Consider the following 19,520-nt stretch of genomic DNA (forward strand, 5'->3'; position numbering starts at 1 on the left):
GCTCGCCGAATTGCCAACGATCTGCGACCGCGGCACCAAGTGCAACGCGCAGGGTTACAAGACCAGCTGGAACGGGTACAAGCTGCACATCGACACTGCCGATTGTGGCGTTCCCATCGCCGCCTTGCTGTGTTCCGCGTCGATGCATGACAGCCGCGCCGCCGTGCCGCTGTCGCACATTACGAAGCAACGGGTCACCAATTTGTACGATGTGATGGATGCTGCCTACTGCAGCAAAGAGTTGCACGACCACTGCCGCGAACTGGGACACGTCCCCCTGATCGACCATAATCCGCGTGGCGGCGAGAAGGAACACTTCGAGCCTGCCGATGAGGTTCGCTACCGTGAGCGCACTGTGGCCGAACGGACCAACGCACGCCTCAAGGACGAGTTTGGTGGCCGCAACATCATGGTCAAGGGACATGCCAAAGTCATGAGCCATTTGATGTTTGGGCTGCTCGCCCTCGGCGCCGACCAGTTGATGCGACTTCGACGATGACCGTACCGCTCAACTTTCTCTCGATTCCGCTCCGAATGTTTCAGGTACGGCATCCCCACGCCTTAAAAATGAGACTAGCCATGATTCCGCCGCCGTAAACGATCAGATTTCCTCCGATATCACGAAAAAGCGATGAAAAATTGTGCTCTCCTGATGTCGGCCAGTTCAGAAAAATCGTTTTGCAATTGGCTCACTTGGAAACAATACGAAATTGATTCATCCTTGTCCGCCACGAAAAAATGAGGATTTCTTCGAGCACCGAATCGTGAATCCTGGTTCTCATGCATCGAGTTTTGAGCAGGTGAGAGGGACAGTGCCGACATTCACAGGCCAGCTCATCATTTGCACTCGTCGAAAATCGAATTCGTGGAAGCGGCGGCTAAAGTGCTGGGGAAGAAACTGAAAGGGTCGCTCGCGTAACAGCAACGTGGTTGCGCATGCCCACCGCAAAAACAAAAAGCCCCGTCAGGGGCTTTCAAAATACGGTGGCGGAAGCGGTGAGATTCGAACTCACGAACGGCTCACACCGTCGCCAGTTTTCAAGACTGGTGCCTTCAACCGCTCGGCCACGCTTCCTGCAGAACGCGATTATACAGAAAACCCCCGGCCTTGGGCAATTTGCCCTCAGCCCATGCCCCACTCCGCAGCAGCAACCCCGACCACAACCGGTTCCATGACGGTTATCAGGTTCTCCGCCGTCAAGGTCGTCGCCAGCACCCCCTGTAACTTCATCATCGTGACAAAATCCGCCTGCGCACTCGCCGCCCCGTCCGCATCGAACTGCACCAGCGTATCATTCCCGCTTTGCAGGTAACGCAGCACGCCGCTGGCGAACGGGTCGCCCGGCGGCACCGCGCCGCCCAGGAGGGCCGACACGTCGATCCGGTCGCCGCCCGCCCCCACCGCAAAATCGCGCACGCTGAACGTGCTCGTCCCCACGCTCCCCACCACGCCGAAGCGGTCGCTGCCGCCCCCGCCGATGGCCGTCACCAGGTTCGAATTCTGCGTCTCGCGCGTCAAGATGATGGCGTCGTCGCCCTCGCCGCCACTGGCCACCACCCGCCCTTGCGCCAGGTAATCGTTGGCGGTGATCTCGATCCGGTCGCGGCCAGCGCCGCCGAACGCGCCGACATCGGCGTCGGTCTGTACCTTGATGATGTCGTTGCCGCTGCCGCCATTGAGCAGGCCCGCGGCACCTTCGATGCTAATCGTGTCGTCCCCCGCCCCGCCGTCGGCCACGACCTCTCCACCGTAGGCCCCGATCCTGTCGTTGCCGTTGCCGCCGTTGAACACGTCGTTGCCGCCACCGCTGCCATACAGCTGGTCGTTACCGTCGCCGCCATTGACCACGTCGTCGCCAATGTGGCCATCGAGCATATCGTCGCCACCCCCGCCGTTGAGCGTGTCGTTGCCGTCCTGGCCGTGCAGGTAATCGTTGCCCGCGCCGCCGTCGAGCAGGTCGTTGCCAGACGCCCCGCTCAGGTCGTCGTTGCCATCGCCACCGTGGACGACATCGTTGCCGTCGTTGGCCCACACCTGGTCGTTGCCGACACCGCCGTCGATGGTGTCGTCGAGGACGCCGCCGTAGAGATAGTCGTTGCCGCTGCCCGCCTGGATTGTCTTGCCGTGCTGCGAGCCATCCTGGTTGTAACCCTCTGCGAAATTGTTTGGGATGAGGTCCTGCGCCTGCACGCCAGTCAGGATTCCCACTGTACGGAAACTGCCGGCAGTGCCCGCCGCGCCATCGACATCGATCTGCACCAGCGTGTCGCTGCCCTGTTGCAGCAGGCGCGCATAGCCAGGCGCGCCGAAGGGATTGAGATGGGGGAATGGCAGCATGCTCCCGAAGGTGAGCTGGTCGCCGCCGGCACCGGCGCTGAAGTCGTCGATATAGATGGCTTCGTCGTGCGTGCCGGAGGCGAAAACAAACAGGTCGCTGCCCGCGCCGCCGCTGGCATGCACGGTTGTTGCCGTGGTACCGGGGAAGATGACGATGCGGTCGTCGCCATCGCCGCCGGACACCAGCACATTGCTGGGAATCATGCTGCCGGATGCCGCACCGATGTTGAAAGCATCCATGCCCGCGCCGCCGTACAGGCTGTCGTGGCCGGTGCCGCCTTCCAGCATGTCGTTGTCGGCGCCGCCTTCCAGGCGGTCGGCGCCAGGCCCAATGGCGAGCAGGTTGTCGTTGCCCGCACCGCCAACGAGGATATTGCTGCCGATATCGTCGCGCAGGTAGTCGCTACCGTCGCCGCCGCGCAGCAGGTCGTCGCCCGCGCCGCCGTTGATCTGGTCGCTGCCGGCCTCGCCGTCAAGCAGGTCGTTGCCAGCGTCGCCGAACAGGAAGTCGTCTCCCGCACCGCCGAGCACGCTGTCGGCGCCCTCGCCGCCATACAGGCGGTCGCCCGCGCCGTCCTCGTTGCCGCCGTCAATGTAGTCGTTGCCGCCCGAACCGAAGATCAGGTCGGCGCCGCCCAAGCCGAAGATCCGGTCGTCCAGCGCGCCGCCGCGCAGGACGTCATTGTTCGCGGTGCCGGTCAGGTTCAGGCCAGTCACCAGGAAATTTGCCGGACGAAACAGCTCGTCGCCTGCGTCGGACAGCATGAAAAGTGTAGACATGGCAATTCCTTGAGAAAGGTTGAATCGAGGCAAAAGGTGCGTGGCGATCGTTCGTGCCTCGCAGCTTGATCAGCCGGGCATGCACTCAGCCCATCGCCCACCCGACGGCCGCAACCCCGACCAGCGCCGGTTCCACCACGGTCATCAGGTTCTCCGGCGTCAAGCTCGTCGCCAGCACCCCCTGCAGCTTCATCATCGTGACAAAACCAGCCTGCGCACCGGCCGCGCCATCGGCGTCGAACTGCACCAGCGTGTCGTTTCCGCTTTGCAGGTAACGCAGCACGCCGCTGGCGAACGGGTCGCCCGCCGGCACCGCGCCGCCCAGCAGGGCCGACACGTCGATCCGGTCGCCGCCCGCGCCGACCGCAAAATCGCGCACGCTGAAGATGCTCGTCCCCACGCTTCCCACCACGCCAAAGCGGTCGCTGCCGCCCCCGCCGATGGCCGTCACCAGGTTCGAATTCTGTGTCTGGCGCGTCAGGATGATGGCGTCGTCGCCCTCGCCGCCACTGGCCACCACCCGCCCTTGCGCCAGGTAATCGTTGGCGTTGATCTCGATCCGGTCGTTGCCAGCGCCCCCGAAGGCGCCCACGTCGGCGTCGGTCTGCACCTTGATGGTGTCGTTGCCGCCCCCGCCATTGAGCAAGCCATCGATGGCGGCAGTGTTGATCAGGTCGTCCCCCGCCCCGCCATCGATCACGTAGCTGCCGTAGTAGGCGGAGACGCTGTCGTTGCCGTTGCCGCCGTTGAGGGTGTCGTTGCTGCCCTCGGCGAACAGCTGGTCGTCGCCATCGCCGCCATACAGCATGTCGTTGCCCTCCTTGCCCGACAGCAGGTCGTCGCCAGCGCCGCCGTACAAGGTGTCGTTTCCTTCTGCGCCAGTCAGGTAGTCGCCGCCGGCGCCGCCGTCGAGCAGGTCGTTCCCGTAAGAGCCGTCCAGGTCGTCGACGCCATCGTCGCCGCGCAGCACGTCGTCGCCAAAATAGCCGAGCAGGCTATCGTTGCCGGCCCCGCCGTGAATGGTGTCGTTGAGCACGCCGCCAAGGATAAAGTCGTTGCCGCTGCCGGCCTGCACCTGCATGCCGTTAATCGAGCCGTCCTGGTTATAGCCTTCGACAAAATTGTTCGGCAAGACATCCTGCGCGCGCACGCCAAGCAGGGTGGCCACCGTGCGGAAGGTGGCGGCGCTGCCGGCGGCGCCATCGGCGTCGATCTGCACCAGGGTGTCGCCCCCTTGCTGCAGCAGGCGCGCGTAGCCGGGAGCGCCGAAGGGATTGCTGTTGTAGTAGGGCTGCAGGGAGCCAATGGCGAGCTTGTCGCCACCGGGGCCGGCCACGAAATCGTCGATGATGATCGTCTCGCCGTGCACACCCTGGGAAAACGCAAACGCATCGCTGCCGGCGCCGCCGCTGGCGTGCACCACGATCGGCGCCGCCGTTGCATGAAAGCCGAGCGTGTCGTTGCCATCGCCACCGGACAGCAGCCACTCGCCGGGCGCAGTGCTGCCCGGCGCCGCCCTGACCGTCAGCGCGTCGTTGCCGGTGCCGCCGTCGAGGCGGTCCGCCCCGGCGCCGGTGGCGCTCAGGCTGTCATCGCCTGCGTCGCCGAGGAGAACGTTGCTGCCGAGATTGTCGGCCAGGAAGTCGCGTCCATCGCCGCCGCGCACCAGGTCGTCCCCGGCCCCGCCGTCGATCTGGTCGGTGCCGCCTTCGCCGTCGAGTGCGTCGTTGCCGGCGTCGCCGAACATGACGTCGTCGCCTGCGCCGCCGAACACGCTGTCGGCGCCGTCGCCGCCGTACAGGCGGTCGCCCGAGCCGTCCTCGTCGCCACCTTCGATGTAGTCGTTGCCACCCGCACCCCGAATCAGGTCGGCGCCACCCAGGCCGAAGATACGGTCGTCGAGCGCGCCGCCGCGCAGGATGTCATTGTTGGCGGTGCCGGTCAGAATCAGGCCGGTCACCAGAAAATTCGCTGGACGCAACAGCTCGTCGTCGGCTGCGGACAGCATGAAAAATGTGGACATGGCAATTCCTAACAGAAGGTTGAGTCGAGGCAAGAAGGGCGTTCCGCACTGCGCGGACAGCTATGATGCGCCGTTCCCTCGCCAGTGTCGAGACGCGCATTGCCACGCCATTGCGCGGGGCAAGTGCGTGGCCATCGCGCCTGGCTCGCTTCGGTCAGCCGAGCAGGAACGCGGCTGCGGGGGCATCGGCCACGCCCACCAGTTGCACCGGCGCGCCGCCAGCCCCGACCACGTTGTCGCTCGTCATGCTGCTGGCGAGCACGTTTTGCAAGGTCATCAGGGTGGCCGCGAGCAGCGGGCCGGCGGCGCCGTCGGCGTCGAAGCGCACCAGGGTGGCGCTGCCGCTTTGCACGAATTCGAGCACCCCGGCAGGCGAGGCCAGGCCCGTCAGGTCGATCCGGTCGCCCCCGGCGCCGGCCGCGAAATCCTTCACCGTCAGGCTGCCCAGGCGTCCTTCGCCGCGCAGCGCGTAGGTGTCGAGGCCGGCCCCGCCGCTGGCGGTCAGCGCCGTGTTGTCAAGCGCGCCGCGCGTGAAGACGATGGTGTCGGCGTCCTCGCCGCCGGACGCGAGCACGCGCCCCGCCACCGCTTGCTGCGTTGCAGCGATCTCGATCAGGTCGGCTCCGCGCCCGCCGAACAAGCCGCTGCTGCCGCTGCCCGTGACTTTCAGCAGGTCGTTGCCGTTGCCGCCGTTCAGTTGCACGCTGCCGCTGCCGCCGTCGAGGGTGTCGTTGCCGGCGCCGCCGTCGAGCACGTCGTCGCCCTTGTCGGCGAACAGCGCATCGTCGCCATTGCCGCCGTTCAGGGTGTCATCGCCGGCGCCGCCGCGCAACACGTCGTTGCCTTCGCCACCGCTCAGTTCATCGTTGCCGGCGCCGCCGTCGTAGCGGTCGTCGCCATCGCCCGCCTTGAGGATGTCGGCGCCGTCGCCGCCGTCCAGCGTATCGTTGTCGAAGCCGCCGTCGAGCACATCGTCGCCCAGTCCGCCCTGCAGCGTATCGCTCGCGCTGCCGCCGTCGAGCACGTCATTGCCTGCGCCGCCGTCGAGCTTGTCGTTGCCCGCCGCGCCCAGCAGGCTGTCGGCGCCATCCTCGCCGAACAGCGTGTCGCCACCGGTATTGCCTTCAAGGCTGTCATTGCCCGCGCCGCCATGCAGCGTGTCGTTTTCTTCGTTGCCCTTGAGCAGATCGTTACCCTGGAAACCGAACAGCTCGTCATTGCCCCAGCCGCCGTCGAGCGTATCGTTGCTGCGCCCGCCGTTGAGAATCTCGTCGTAGTGCAGGCCGAACAGCTCGATGCCGTTCTCGGTGCCGTTCGGATTCATGCCGCCAACAATCTGGCTGGCGGTGAGCTGCGAGGGCACCACGGCGTCGATGGTGAGGATGGTGCGAAAGCTCGCCGCGCTGCCGGCGGCGCCGTCCGCGTCGAACTGCAGCTGTGTGCTGTTGCCGTGCTGCTGCACGCGGAAGTAGCCGAGCGCGCCGAACGGGTTGCTGACGTAATTGGCCGCCACCTGCGGAATCAGGGCGTCCAGGTCGATCACATCGTTGCGGTAGCCGAGATGCAAGTCGGTGATGCTCACCTGCCCGGCGTGGGCGCCGGCCGCGAACGCGAAGATGTCGCCGCCGTACTCGCCGCCGCTGGCGACGATGTCCTGGAATGCCAGCGAGGGGCCGAAGGTGAGCACGTCGTCGCCGCTGGCGCCGACCAGCTTGACCGAGCCTTTGGCGCCGCCCGTGAAATCGGCGATCAGGTGGTTGTCGCCATAGCCGCCGACGAGCGTATCGCCAACGCCGCCGGTGATGGTGTCATCGCTGTCGCCGCCGTCGACCTTGTCGCTGCCGGCGCCGGTCGTGACGATGACGTCGCGTCCGTAGCCGCCGAGCACGACGTTGTTGCCTTCGACCTCGGTGAGAATGTCGTCGCCATAGTCGCCGTTGAGGTAGTCGTCACCCGCGCCGCCACCCATGGTATCGTTGCCGTCCCCGCCCACCAGGCTGTCGTTGCCTGCTTCGCCGGCCAGCGTGTCGTCGCCGTTGCCGCCGAAGATGCTGTCGATGCCGGCGCCGCCTTGCAACAGGTCGCCATCGTCGCCGCCTTCGACCAAGTCGTTGCCCGCGCTGCCCAGCAGGGTGTCGCTGCCGCCCAGGCCGATGAGGTGTTCGGCGCGTTCGTCGCCTTCGATGCTGTCGGCGCCCGCCGTGCCGGTGAGCACCCGGCCGAAGAAGCCGGCCGAGGGGTCGTAAGCCTGCTTGAAATTGGCAACGCTGAGGCTGGCGGCGCTCACGTTGCGCAGGGTCAGGATGTCGAACATGGCGTATTGGGCTGCGGTCGCGCCGTCCGGGTCGTAGCGCAGTACCGTGTCGGCGCCGCGCTGTTCCAGGCGCAGGTAGCCGTCGGCGCCGAACGGATTGCCGGTATAGCTCCACGGCAGGCTGGACAGGTACAGGTCGATCACATCGTTTTCCGCGCCCACCGAAAAATCGCTCACGGTCACCTTCGCGATGGTTTGCGCGCTGTACACCGTCAGGCGGTAGCTGTCTTGTCCGCTGCCGCCGCTCGCGTTCACGGTCACCGCCGACGGCGCGTCGGAGATCTCGACGCGGTCGTTGCCGGCGCCGCCGATCAGTTGCACCGTGCCGAACTTGGGGGACCCGTAACCGCCCGCTTGCAGGGTATCGTTGCCATCGCCCCCATCGAGCAGGCTGTCGCCCGCGTAGTCCACCGACAGCTGGTCATTGCCGGCGCCGCCGAGCACGGTATTCGATCCGGTACCGCCGTCCAGACGGTCGTCGCCCTCGCCACCGTCGAGCTGGTCGTCGCCGTCCTGTCCGAACAGCCTGTCGTTGCCGGCGCCGCCAAGCAGGGTGTCGCGGCCAGCGCCCGACCAGACCACGTCGGCGCCGCCGTTGCCTTCGTAGCGGTCATTCAGGTGGGAGCCGGAGATGTTGTCGTTGCGTTCGTCGCCGATGAAGGTCTCGCCGACTTCGATGCCGGCCGGCAGGATCTCGCTGGTGGAGATGTTCGGCGCCACCGATGCGGCGGCCACGCCTTCGAGCCGCAGCACGGTCTTGAAGGCGGCCGCCGTACCCTTGGCGCCGTCGGCGTCGAATTGCAGCAAGGTGTCCGCGCCTTCCTGCACCAGTTTCAGGTAGCCGCGCTGGCTGGAAAACGGGTCGCCCAGCGACAGGTCGATGCCGGCCAGCAGCTTGCTGAGGTCGATCCGGTCGCCCTCGGGGCCGACGGTGAAATCGGTGACCGTGTAGCCGGCGGGACCGCTCTCGCGTTCCAGCAGGTACACGTCGCTCCCGCCACCGCCGGTCACGCGCGCCGTGCCCTTGTTCAGGAATGCCACGCTGAACAGGTCGCCGCCGTCGCCGCCGTCGGCCAGGGTGGTGGCGATGGCCTCATTGGCCCGGGCGCGGATCGTGATGCGGTCGGCGCCGCCGCCGCCGAGATAGGTATCTTGCCCGTCGCCGAGCAAGACGTCGTTATCCATGCCGCCGTCGAGCAAGCCGCTGCCGCCCCGTTCGGAGTACAGGAAGTCGACGCCGGCGCCGCCGGACAGCGCAACCTTGCCTTCGTAATCGTTGAGCGTGTCGTGGCCCGCGCCGCCCTGCATGGTGTCGTCACCCAGTTCGCCCCTGAGGTCGTCGTTGCCGGCGCCGCCGTCGAGGAAGTCGTTGCCGGCGTGGCCGACCAGCACGTCATCGCCGCGCGCGCCGAGCAGGGTGTCGTTGCCATCGAAGCCGAACAGGGTGTCGCTGCCGGCAAAGACGTCGTCCGGATCGTTGCTGATAATGTAGTCGTCACCCGCATAGCCCCACATCCGGTCCGAGCCACCGTTGCCCGAAATGGTGTCGTTGAACTCCGTGCCATACAGGATGTCATCCCCGCTCCAACCCTGCAGATCGCGGCCGAGGCCGGCCAGGGTGGCACTGGCGCTGGCCTGGAGGGCGTCGCTGCTGGCAAGGTCGGCGTGCTGCGCGGTGACTGTGGTGGAAGTGGTCATGTGGGTCCCGGGAATGATGGTTGGTTGATGGCGATCAACGTCAATCATGCCCGTGCCCGATAGGAATGTACAGGAGATAAAATTAAAGAAAATGTAACAATTTGTTTATCCGGCGCGCCGCTGCGCAGGATGTCCAATGTGGCTATGGAAATTCTTCGATGCGCCGCTCCCTCGCCGGTGCCGGGATGCGACCTGCCTCGATCAGCCGATGATGAACACGGCCGATGCCGCATCGGCCACGCCCACCAGTTGCACCGGCGCGCCTGCGGCCCCGACCACGTTGTCGTTCGTCATGCTGCTGGCGAGCACGTTTTGCAAGCTCATCAGGGTGGCCGCGAACAGCGGGCCGGCCGCGCCGTCGGCGTCGAAGCGCACCAGGGTGGCGCTGCCGCTCTGCACGAATTCGAGCACCCCGGCGGGCGCGGCCGAGCCGGTGAGGTCGATCCGGTCGCCCCCGGCGCCGGGGGCAAAATCCTTCACCGTCAGGCTGCCCAGCCGCCCTTCGCCGCGCAGCAGGTAGGTGTCGATGCCGGCCCCGCCGCTGGCGGTGAGCGCCGTGTTGTCGAGGGCGCCGCGCGTGAAGACGATGGTGTCGGCGTCCTCGCCACCCGAGGCCACCACGCGTCCGGCCAGCGGCTGCTCGGTTGCGGTGATCTCGATCAGGTCGGCGCCGCGCCCGCCGAACAGGCCGCTGTTGCCATTGCCGGCGACTTTCAGCACGTCGTTGCCGTTGCCGCCGTTGAGCTGCACGCTGCCGCTGCCACCATCCAGGGTGTCGTTGCCGGCGGCGCCGTCGAGCACGTCGTCGCCCGCATCGGCGAACAGCGCATCGTCGCCGCTGCCGCCGTTGATGGTGTCGGTCCCGGCACCGCCGTGCAGCACGTCGTTGCCCACACCGCCGCTCAGGTCGTCGTTGCCCGCATCACCGTCGAGGCTATCATCGCCATCGCCGGCCGTGAGGATGTCGGCGCCGTCGCCGCCGACGAGCGTGTCGGCGCCGTCGCCGCCATCGAGCAGGTCGTCCCCGATGCCGCCGTCGAGCAGGTCGCTGCCGGCGCCACCGAGCAGGGTGTCGCTGCCGCCCATGCCGATGAGGTGTTCGGCGCGCGTATCGCCCTCAATGCTGTCGGCGCCGGCGGTGCCCGTCAGCAGCCGACCGAACAAGCTGCCGGCAGGATCGTACCCATCGATGAAATGGGCCCTGGCCAGGCTGGTCGCGGCGACGTTGCGCAAGGTCAGCACGTCGATCATGGTGTAGGTCTTGCCGGCCGCGCCGTCCTCGTCGTAGCGCAGTACGGTGTCGGCACCACGCTGTTCCAAGCGCAGGTAGCCGTCGGCGCCGAACGGATTGCCGGGGTAACTCGACTCGATGCCCGGCAGATAAAGGTCGAGCGAGTCGCTGTCCGCGCCCACGGAAAAATCGGTCAGCGTCGTTTTCGGGATGTTCCCGGGCGTGCCGGACAGAGAAAGGACAAAGGTGTCGTGTCCGCTGCCGCCGCTCGAAGTTACTGTCACCGCCGATGCGGCGCTGGAGATCTGGATGTAGTCGTCGCCGGCACCGCCCGACAGGCGCACTGTGCCGAACCCGGTAAGCTGGGAACCGCCCGCCTTCAGGTTGTCGTTGCCATCGCCGCCGTCGAGCAGACTGTCGCCGGCGTAGTCAACCGTCAGCCAGTCGTTGCCTGCGCCGCCGAGGAGGGTATTCGAGCCTTCGCCGCCCTTTAGATTGTCGTCGCCCTCGCCGCCATCGAGCAGGTCGTCGCCCTGCATGCCAAACAACCCATCGGCACCGGCGCCGCCGAGCAGGGTGTCGTGGCCTTCACCGGATAACATGATGTCGGCGCCGCCGTTGCCTTCGTAGCGGTCGTTCAGGCTGGAGCCGAAGATGGTGTCGTCGCGCTCGTCACCGATGAAAATCTCGCCGTCGTCAATGCCAGCCGGACTAATCTGGCTAGTGGATATGTTCGCCGCGACCGACTGGGCGGCCACGCCTTCGAGCCGCAGCACGGTGGTAAAGACGGACGCGGTGCCCCTGGCGCCGTCGGCGTCGAACTGCAGCACCGTGTCGGCGCCATCCTGCACCAGTTTCAGATAGCCGCGCGCGCTGGAAAACGGGTCGCCCAGCGACAGGTTGACGCCCGCCAGCAGCCGGCTCACGTCGATCCGGTCGCCCCCGGGGCCGGCGGCGAAATCGGTAACCACGTAGCCGGCGGGGCCGCTCTCGCGTTCCAGTAGGTAGACGTCGCGCCCGCCGCCGCCGGTCACGCGCGCACTGCCCTGGTTGAGCAAGGCCACGCTGAACAGATCGTTGCCATCGCCGCCGTCGGCCAGGGTGGTGGCGACCGCTTCATTGGCACGGGTGCGGATCGTAATGCGGTCGTTGCCGCCGCCGCCGATCAAGGTGTCCTGGCCGTCGCCCAGCAACATGTCGTTATCGATGCCGCCATCGAGCACGCTGCTGCCGCCGCGCTCGGAGTCAAGGAAGTCGACGCCGCCCCCTCCCAGCAGCGAGTCGCGCCCCTGGTGATCGCTGAGCGTGTCGTGGCCCGCGCCGCCCTGCAGAGTATCGTTGCCCTGTTCGCCGTTGAGCTGGTCATTGCCGGCGCCGCCATCGGCAAAGTCGTCGCCGACGTTGCCGTTCAGGACGTCCTGGCCGCGCCCGCCGAGAAGGGTGTCATTGCCGTCGTTGCCGAACAAGACGTCGCCCTTGGCGCGCGCGCCGTCATCCGGGTCGTTGCTGACGATGTAGTCGTCGCCGCCGTAGCCAAACATGACGTCCTCGCCGCCATTGCCCGAGATGGTGTCGTTGAATTCCGCCCCAAACAGCGTGTCGTCGGCGTTGGAACCCTGCAGATCGCGGCCGACGCCGGCCGGGGCGGTGATGGGGCCGGGCTGGAGGGCGGCGTTGCTGTTCAGGTCGGCGTGGTGCTCGGTGACAGCGTTGAAAGTGCTCATGTGGTCCTGGAAATGATGGTTAGTTGATAAAATTCACCATCAATCATGCCTGTGCGCACCGGAAATGTACAGAAGTTAAAATTGAAGGATACGCAACATTGGACGACAAGGGCAAGGCGTCTTGCACCTTGCCGCCCCCATTTCGCGCGCGCCTGAGCGCTGGCTTAGCCGAGCAGCGGAATGTTGTCCGGCACGCCCACCAGCTGCACCAGCGCTGCCGACGTATTGATGAAGTTATCCACGGTCAGCGCACTGGCTTGCACATTCTGCAGGGTCATGAAGCTGTTGACATGGCTGCTGCCCCCCTCGCCATCGAAGTCGAGCTGCACCAGGGTCGAGGTGCCGCTTTGCACCAGGCGCACATAGCCGAGCCGCAAGGGGTCGCCGGCGCCCATGACGCGCGCGAGCGATTCCGGCAAGTCGATACGGTCGCCGCCCGGGCCGGCGCTGAAGTCCTTGACGACGACGCTTTCCATGTCCGGCAAGCGGTCCAGCCGGTAGGTGTCGATACCGGGTCCGCCAATGGCGGTCACGCTGCCGCTCCCGGCGTACCCGAGGTGCACGATGACGGTATCGTCGTCCGCTCCGCCCCCGACCACCACGCGTCCCTGGTCGGTGAGGGTGATCTCGAACACATCGCGGCCGCTGCCGCCGAACAGGCCGCTGTCGCCCTGCCCGCGCACTTTCAGATAATCGTTGCCGCTGCCGCCGTTCAGCTGCGCCCCGCCGCGCCCGCCATCGAGGGTATCGTTACCAGCCCCACCGTCGAGCACGCCTTGGCCGTGAGTCAGCACCAGTTCATCGTCGCCGTTGCCGCCGAACAGCGTATCGCTGCCCTGGTCGCCCATCAGGAGATCGTTGCCATCGCCGCCGGCAAGCAGGTCATCGCCGCTGCCGCCATCGAGCGTATCGTTGCCGGCGCCGCCGTTGAGGGTATCGTTGCCGGCGTCGCCTTCGAGCAGGTCGGCCCCGCCGCCCCCTTCGGCCAGATCGTTGCCGTCATCCCCGTGCAGGCGGTCGTTGCCCTCGTCGCCATACAGCACGTCGTCGCCGGCGTTGCCATTGAGCCCGTCGTCGCCGGCCAAGCCCGCCAAGGTGTCGGCGCCGACGCCGCCGTGGAGGTAGTCGTCGCGATGCGATCCCAGGAAGTAGCGACCGCCTTCGGCGCCGTCGGGACGGTATCCGCTCCCGATATTGGCCGCCTGCAGGCTGCTGGCCAGTACGCCGGAGAGCGTGGCCAGGGTGTGGAAGCTGGCAGCGCTGCCAGCCGCGCCATCTTCATCGCGCTGGAACAAGGTATCGTTGCCACTCTGGACCAGGCGCAGGTAGCCGGCGCTGCCGAATGGATTGGAGGTGAGCGGGAACAAGGCATCGAGCTTCAACTGGTCGCCGCCGATGCCAACCTGGAAGTCGCGGATCACCGTGCTTTCGCGGTGCTGGTGATTGAGGAAGTAAAACGTATCGATGCCGCTGCCGCCGAGAACGTCCACAGTCGAACCCGTAAGATGGTCCGCAATCATGATCGTATCGTTGCCGGCGCCGCCCAGCACGGTGGTCCTGCGCGGCGCGTCGGCAGATCCCGTCATCACGAGAATCTCGTCGTCGCCGGCCCCGCCGTCGAGCGTGTCGTTGCCTTGTTGTGCGTACAGGACGTCATTGCCATCGCCGCCGCTGAGCAAGTCGTCACCCTCGCCACCGGAAAGTGTATCGTTGCCTGCGGTACCGGTCAGCGTCAGCCCTGGCACACTGGAGGCAAAAGTAAAAGTCGTCATGGTCATCCTTGGAAGTGATAAGAAGCTGAAGCGCCAGCGTGTGTATGGTGGCAATATTTACAGCTTGATATCATGCCCTCACGGGATAATCATGTCCAGAAAGAAATCTTACATTAGACTAAAATCTCAGCCGGGTTCGACCCAGCCGGCGCGTAGCGCGGCCTCGAAGTCGGGCGCCGGCAGCGGGCGCGAGAACAGGTAGCCCTGCACTTCATCGCAGCCGGCGTCACGCAAGAATGCCAGCTGCTGCGGCGTTTCCACGCCTTCGGCAATGACCTTGTGGCGCAGCTGGCGCCCGATGCTGATGATGGTGCTGGCGATGGCGCAGTCGTTGCCGTCGAACGGCAGGCCGGTGGTGAACGAGCGGTCGATTTTCAGGGTGTCGATCGGGAAGCGCTTCAGGTACGACAGGCTCGAGTAACCCGTGCCGAAGTCGTCCAGCGACAGGCTCACGCCGAGCGCGGTGATGCGGTCCATGATGGTGATCACGCGCTCGATGTCGTGCATCAGGGTGCTTTCGGTGATTTCCAGTTCCAGCCAGGACGGATCGAGCTGGTAGCGCGCCAGCGTCTCGCTCACGCGCGCCGGCAAGGTGGCCGAAAACTCGCGCGCCGACACGTTCACCGCCAGCCGGAACGGCGGCAGCCCGGCCGCCTGCCATTGCGCCGCCTGGGCGCAGGCCGCCTCTAACACCCATTCGCCCAGCTGGACGATGAGGCCGGTCGCTTCGGCCAGCGGAATGAATTCGGCCGGCGGCACCAGCCCGCGCTGCGGATGCAGCCAGCGCACCAGCGCCTCGGCGCCGACCACGGCGCGCGTGCGGATGTCGAACTTGGGCTGGTAGTGCAGCAGCAGTTCGCCATCGGCCAGCGCCTGGCGCAAGCCCGATTCGAGGCGCATGCGTTCCTGCATGCCCTGGTTCATGTCGTGGCTGTAGAAGGTGACGCTGTCGCCGTCGCTGCCGAGCTTGGCGCGCGCCATGGCGATGTCGGCCACGCGCAGCAGGGCTTCGGCGTCGACCCCGTCCTGCGGATAGACGCTGATGCCGATGCTGGCGCCCACGCGCAGGTCGTGCCCTTCGATCAGGAATGGCTCGACCAGCGCCGCCTGCAGCTTGTGCGCCACCGTGGTCGCTTCGAAATGCTCGCGGATGTCGAACAGGCCGACCGCGAATTCGTCGCCCGACAGGCGCGCCACCACGTCCTGCTCGCGCAGCACTTGCTTGAAGCGCTGCGCCACCTGCTTGAGCAATTCGTCGCCGGTGGCGCGCCCGAGCGTGTCGTTGAACATCTTGAAGCGGTTCAGGTCGACGAACAGGATGCAGGCGGTGGCGCCCTTGCGCTGGGCCGACGTCAAGGCCTGGTCGACCAGCTTGGCCATCAGGCTGCGGTTGGGCAGGCCGGTCAGGGCGTCGTAGTAAGCCAGGTGGTGCAGGCGCTCTTCGGCGTGCTTGCGCTCGGTGATATCGGTCAGGTAGGCGATCAGGCCGACCGGGCGCTGCTCGCGGTCGCGCAGCGGCGAGAGCGACAGGCTGGCCCAGAACACCTCGCCCGATTTTTTGCGGCGCCGCACTTCCATCATGCGCCCGCCCTGCTCCACGAAGGCGTCGTGGAAGGCCGTGTCTTCATCGGCGTACAGGAACAGGATGTTGCGCCCCACCGCTTCCTGGGCGCTGTAGCCGAACAGGCGCTCGGCGCCCTTGTTCCAGCTGGTGATGTAGCCGGTCTGGTCCATCGTCAGCACCGACTCGTGGATCTGGTCGAGAATCTGGGCCTGGTGCGACAGCTCCGCTTCGAGGTCGAGGTAAGCCTGGGTCGAGCGCAGCGCGAAGTCGTTGACCTTGAGCAGGCTGGCGGCCAGCGCGGCCAGGCCGGCCAGCAGGCGCGCATCGTGCTCGTCGTAGGCGGCGCGCCCGCCGACCACCAGGAGGCCATACTCGACGGCGCCGCTGGCGACCGCGCACGCCAGCCGGGCGCCCGCGCCATCGGGCGCCGGCCCGCAGGCTTGTCCGGACAGGACGAAGCTGCCGTGCGGGCTGGCCAGCAGGTCGCGCGCAATGCGCCCGAGTTCGGCCGCAAGCTGCTCGCCGCGCAGGTTGAGCACGGCGGCGCACAGGGCGGCACTACTGGTCAGGAAATCGGTCGCGGGGCTGACATGCATCCTACAGGTTCCTGCCGACCTGGATCGCCCAGTGATAGGCGTGCAACTGGCTTTGCCACCATTGTGTGTTGTCGATGCCGAGCGCGGCCAGTTGCGCTGGCGCCGGCAAGCCTTGTTCAATCAGGCGCAGCTGTTCGCCGAGGCGCCCTTCGCGCAGCAGCAGCGCTTCGGCCGCGGCCGGCGCCAGGCCGAGGGCGCCGACGATGTCTTCCATCGGCATGCCGAACAGCACGTCGAGCAGCGAGAACACGCCGGTCATGAACGCCACATCCTGTTGGTCGCGCTCGCCGCCCTGCAGCTTGCACAGGCATTCGAGCTGGGCGGCGCGCAAGGCGGCCAGCGGCAGCAGCGGATTGGCCATGCCGTCGGGCTGCTGGCGCGCGTACAGCAGGAGTTGCAGCCAGCGCTGCAACTGGCGCCGGCCCAGCAGGTTGATGGCCTGGCCGAAGCTGGTGATCTGGGTGCTGAGCGCGAACGCGGCCGAGTTGACCAGCTTGAGCAAATGGTAGGACAGCGCCGGATCCTGCTTGAGCAATTGCTCGAGCTCGCGCGATTCGGCATCGCGCGCCAGCAGGCCCAGCAAGGCCAGCAGGCGCTTGCGCGAGGTGCCGTCATGCGCCTTGGCCTGCGGCGACGGATGCAGCGGCCAGTCGCCGGCCAACCATTCGAAGCCGGCCTCGACGCAGTCGGCAAAGCGCATCGCGCTGTCGACCCGGTACGCCAGGTGCGGGCCGAACAGGGACAGGACCTGGTATTTACCGCCGCGCGCAACGGGCAGGCCCGCGCCGCAATCGAGCGCGACCGCGCGCAAGGCCGGCGCCAGCTTGACGCCGTCGTCGGCCTGGCCGTCGAGCAGCACGCGGTAGCCCTGGTCGTGCAGCGCCAGCGTTTGCTTGACCAGCGCCTGGTCGGCCAGCACGGCGGCGCTGATCGCAAAGATCACGCGGTTGGGCGGCGTCAAGGCCAGCAGCGACGGGGTCAATACGGCGGGCGAGGCGAGCGGCACGATGCAGTCGAGCGGCGCGATGGCGGTGAGCAGGCCGGGCGCGCCGAACACCTGTTGCAAGGCGGCCGCGTGAGCGGCGCCGGGAGCGCCGCCGACGCGCACGATCAGCGCCAGCCACTCGTTTTGCGCGTTGGCCGCCGCGTGCATCTCTACCAACGGGAACGGTGTTGTATCGAAGGCGGCCATCGGCATCTTTGCGTTAGTGGGTTAAGTAATCTTAGTTGAGATAATGATAGGAAGCAATCACTTCGTGGTCCACGCGATAACAGTTCGTTATCATTATTTCGCGAGAAAGCAGAAGGATACTAGCTTCCTTCGAAACGTGCGTGCTGCACGGCATATCTGATCAGTTCGGCCTGCCCTTCGATGCCGAGTTTGCGCTTGATATTGAGGCGATGCGTTTCCACCGTGCGTACCGAGAGGTCGAGCGTGCGCGCGATTTGCTTGTTGGAATGCCCGCCGGCCAGTTGCTGCAACACTTCCTGCTCGCGCGCCGACAACTGGTTCTCTTGCACATTGGGACGGGCCAGCTGGCGCGCCAGCGCGGCGCTGTAGTAAATACCGCCCGCCATCACGGTCTCGATGGCGAGCACGATATCCTTGCCCGGCGCATCCTTGAGCACGTAGCCGCGCGCGCCGGCCTGCATCGCCTGGCTGACGTATTCGACCTTGTCGTGCATCGACAGGATCAGCACGGCGATGGCCGGGAATTGCTGGCGGAAACGGGCGCTCGCTTCGATGCCGCTGATGCCGCGCATATTGATGTCCATCAGCACCAGGTCGATGGCGTGATCAAAGGCCTGGCGCAGCGCCTCTTCGGCGCCGTCGGCCTCGGCCACCACGCGCAAATGCGGCACCGCTTCGAGGCGCGCGCGCAAGCCGTCGCGCACCAGGGGGTGGTCGTCGACCAGCAGGATGTGGATGAGTTTGTCGGTCATGAGCGCGCGCCCTTGCTTGGCTTGGTGGGAAGCGGAGCGGCCGCCTGCACCGAGGTGCCTGCCGCGGACGAGGTGATGGCCAGCTGGCCGCCGATGGCGTCCATCCGTTCCATCATGTTGCGCAGGCCGATGCCGCGCTTGGGGTGGATCGCCACGCTGGCGGCGTCGAACCCGGCGCCGTCGTCGGCAATCGTCAGCGTCACATTGTTGTGTTCGCGCGCCAGCGTGATGTCGACCTGGCGCGCGCCGGCGTGGCGCTCGATATTGGTCAGCGCTTCCTGGGCGATGCGAAACAGCACCGTGTTGGCCACGTCCGGCAAGCCATCGGTGACCCCGCGCGCGATGAAGCGCACCGGCAGCGCACTGTTCTGGGTCGCTTCGTGCGCCAGGTGGTCGAGCGCGGCGGCCAGTCCCAGGTCGTCGAGGATGGCCGGGCGCAGGTTGTGCGAGATGCGCCGCACCTCGCCCAGCACATCGTTGAGCTGGCCGGCGGTGTGCTCGAAACTGGCGCGCGCCTTTTGCTGCTGGGCCGCGTCGCCGCCCAGGCGGATCACGCCCGCCTCGATCTGCAGCTTGATCGACACCAGCCACTGGCTGATGCCGTCGTGCAGGTCGCGCGACAGGCGCGCCCGCTCCTGCTCCTGCGACTCGACCACGCGCTGGGCCAGCACCTTGAGCTTTGCGTCGGCCACGCGCAGCTCGCTGATATTGAGGGCCAGCCCGGAACTGGCCACCACCAGCGCGCTGACGATCGCCAGCAGCGCGATCCACAGCATGGTGCCCTGGATATTGCGCGACTGCTGGGCGTCGATCTTGGCCAGCGCGGCGTCCACGTCGTCGAGGTAAATGCCGGTGCCCAGCATCCAGCCCCAGTTGCCGATCGGGACCACATAGCCGAGCTTGGGCGCCGACTTGTTGATCGACGGCTTGGCCCAGATGTAGCGTTGCAGCCCGCCGCCGGCTTTGGCGCGTTCGAGCAGGCGCTGGATGGTCGGCTCGCCGTTGACGTCGCGCATCTCCCACAGGTTGCGCCCCACCAGTTCCGGCTGGCGCGGATGCATCAGGCTGTTGCCCTGGAAATCGTAGACGAAAAAATAGCCGTCGTCGCCGTAGCTCAGGGTCGACAGGATGCGCTTGGCTTCGTCCAGGGTGGCCTGGTCGCGCTTGCCGGAGTCGACCAGATGCGCGACCGAGCGCGTGGCCAGGTCCACGTAATGCTTGAGTTCGGCTTCCTTGCTGGCCAGCCAGGCTTGCTGGATGGTGTCGCGCTGCTGCTGGGCCAGGGTGATGGCCTGGTGGCGCACGAACAGCGCGATCGTGCACAGCGCCAGGATCAGCGGCGTGATCGCGAGAAAGATGACCTTTTGCCTTAACTTCATACAACGCCCGGCCTGCCGTTGACGGCTTTGTGAACAAGCCACGATTCTACGACGCCGGGGGCCGTGGCGGCTACGTAGTAACACGTAAAGCGCTGCGTAGTGCTGCGCTTGCTGCGCGGGCAAGCCCATTCGATACTGAATCACGCTGTGCGGAATT

Annotated in this window: 10 protein-coding genes and 1 tRNA gene; 1 reads left to right on the forward strand and 10 read right to left on the reverse strand. The window is 66.5% G+C overall.

The genetic code is table 11. The features are described 5' to 3' along the window. The coding region (locus F2P46_RS08640) for a transposase (protein WP_166887621.1) at nucleotides 1–499 on the forward strand (499 nt) is incomplete at its 5' end. A gap of 486 nt (nucleotides 500–985) precedes the next feature. Here the strand turns inward: F2P46_RS08640 and F2P46_RS08645 are convergent. The 10 genes from F2P46_RS08645 to F2P46_RS08690 all read right to left on the reverse strand — a co-directional run bounded on the left by F2P46_RS08645 (nucleotide 986) and on the right by F2P46_RS08690 (nucleotide 19,363). Further along, a tRNA-Ser gene (locus F2P46_RS08645) sits at nucleotides 986–1,075 on the reverse strand. Nucleotides 1,076–1,123: 48 nt separating this feature from the next. Next, nucleotides 1,124–3,118, reverse strand: coding sequence for a calcium-binding protein (locus F2P46_RS08650; RefSeq protein WP_166887624.1), 1,995 nt, complete (start codon nucleotides 3,116–3,118; stop codon nucleotides 1,124–1,126). An 85-nt stretch (nucleotides 3,119–3,203) separates the two neighbouring features. Next, nucleotides 3,204–5,141: a calcium-binding protein gene (locus tag F2P46_RS38210; protein ID WP_166887627.1), complete on the reverse strand. Its 1,938-nt coding sequence runs from the start codon at nucleotides 5,139–5,141 to the stop codon at nucleotides 3,204–3,206. Nucleotides 5,142–5,295: 154 nt separating this feature from the next. Beyond that, a complete protein-coding gene (locus F2P46_RS08660; RefSeq protein ID WP_166887630.1) occupies nucleotides 5,296–9,153 on the reverse strand; it encodes a calcium-binding protein in 3,858 nt (1,285 codons plus the stop codon). A 201-nt stretch (nucleotides 9,154–9,354) separates the two neighbouring features. Then, the gene (locus tag F2P46_RS08665; RefSeq protein ID WP_166887632.1) at nucleotides 9,355–12,108 is read right to left on the reverse strand and encodes a calcium-binding protein; all 2,754 of its coding nucleotides are present in this window, start codon (nucleotides 12,106–12,108) and stop codon (nucleotides 9,355–9,357) included. Nucleotides 12,109–12,272: 164 nt separating this feature from the next. Then, the gene (locus tag F2P46_RS38545) at nucleotides 12,273–13,880 is read right to left on the reverse strand and encodes a calcium-binding protein (RefSeq protein WP_306667680.1); all 1,608 of its coding nucleotides are present in this window, start codon (nucleotides 13,878–13,880) and stop codon (nucleotides 12,273–12,275) included. A 126-nt stretch (nucleotides 13,881–14,006) separates the two neighbouring features. Further along, entirely contained in the window at nucleotides 14,007–16,040 is a 2,034-nt protein-coding gene (locus F2P46_RS08675) for a bifunctional diguanylate cyclase/phosphodiesterase (protein WP_166887637.1), read from the reverse strand. Between the two features lies 1 nt (nucleotide 16,041). Continuing rightward, nucleotides 16,042–17,232, reverse strand: a complete 1,191-nt coding sequence (locus F2P46_RS08680; protein WP_166887640.1) for an HDOD domain-containing protein — start codon at nucleotides 17,230–17,232, stop codon at nucleotides 16,042–16,044. Nucleotides 17,233–17,351: 119 nt separating this feature from the next. Further along, nucleotides 17,352–17,984 carry a response regulator transcription factor gene (locus F2P46_RS08685; RefSeq protein ID WP_166887643.1) on the reverse strand — a complete coding sequence of 211 codons (633 nt, stop codon included), beginning with the start codon at nucleotides 17,982–17,984 and terminating at the stop codon, nucleotides 17,352–17,354. Next, nucleotides 17,981–19,363, reverse strand: a complete 1,383-nt coding sequence (locus F2P46_RS08690) for a cache domain-containing protein (RefSeq protein ID WP_166887645.1) — start codon at nucleotides 19,361–19,363, stop codon at nucleotides 17,981–17,983. Before F2P46_RS08690 ends, F2P46_RS08685 begins: the two co-directional genes overlap by 4 nt. Nucleotides 19,364–19,520: the final 157 nt, after the last annotated feature.

Origin of the sequence: Massilia sp. CCM 8734 (assembly GCF_011682155.1) — a bacterium.
Classification (GTDB): Bacteria; Pseudomonadota; Gammaproteobacteria; order Burkholderiales; family Burkholderiaceae_D; genus Telluria_A; species Telluria_A rubra.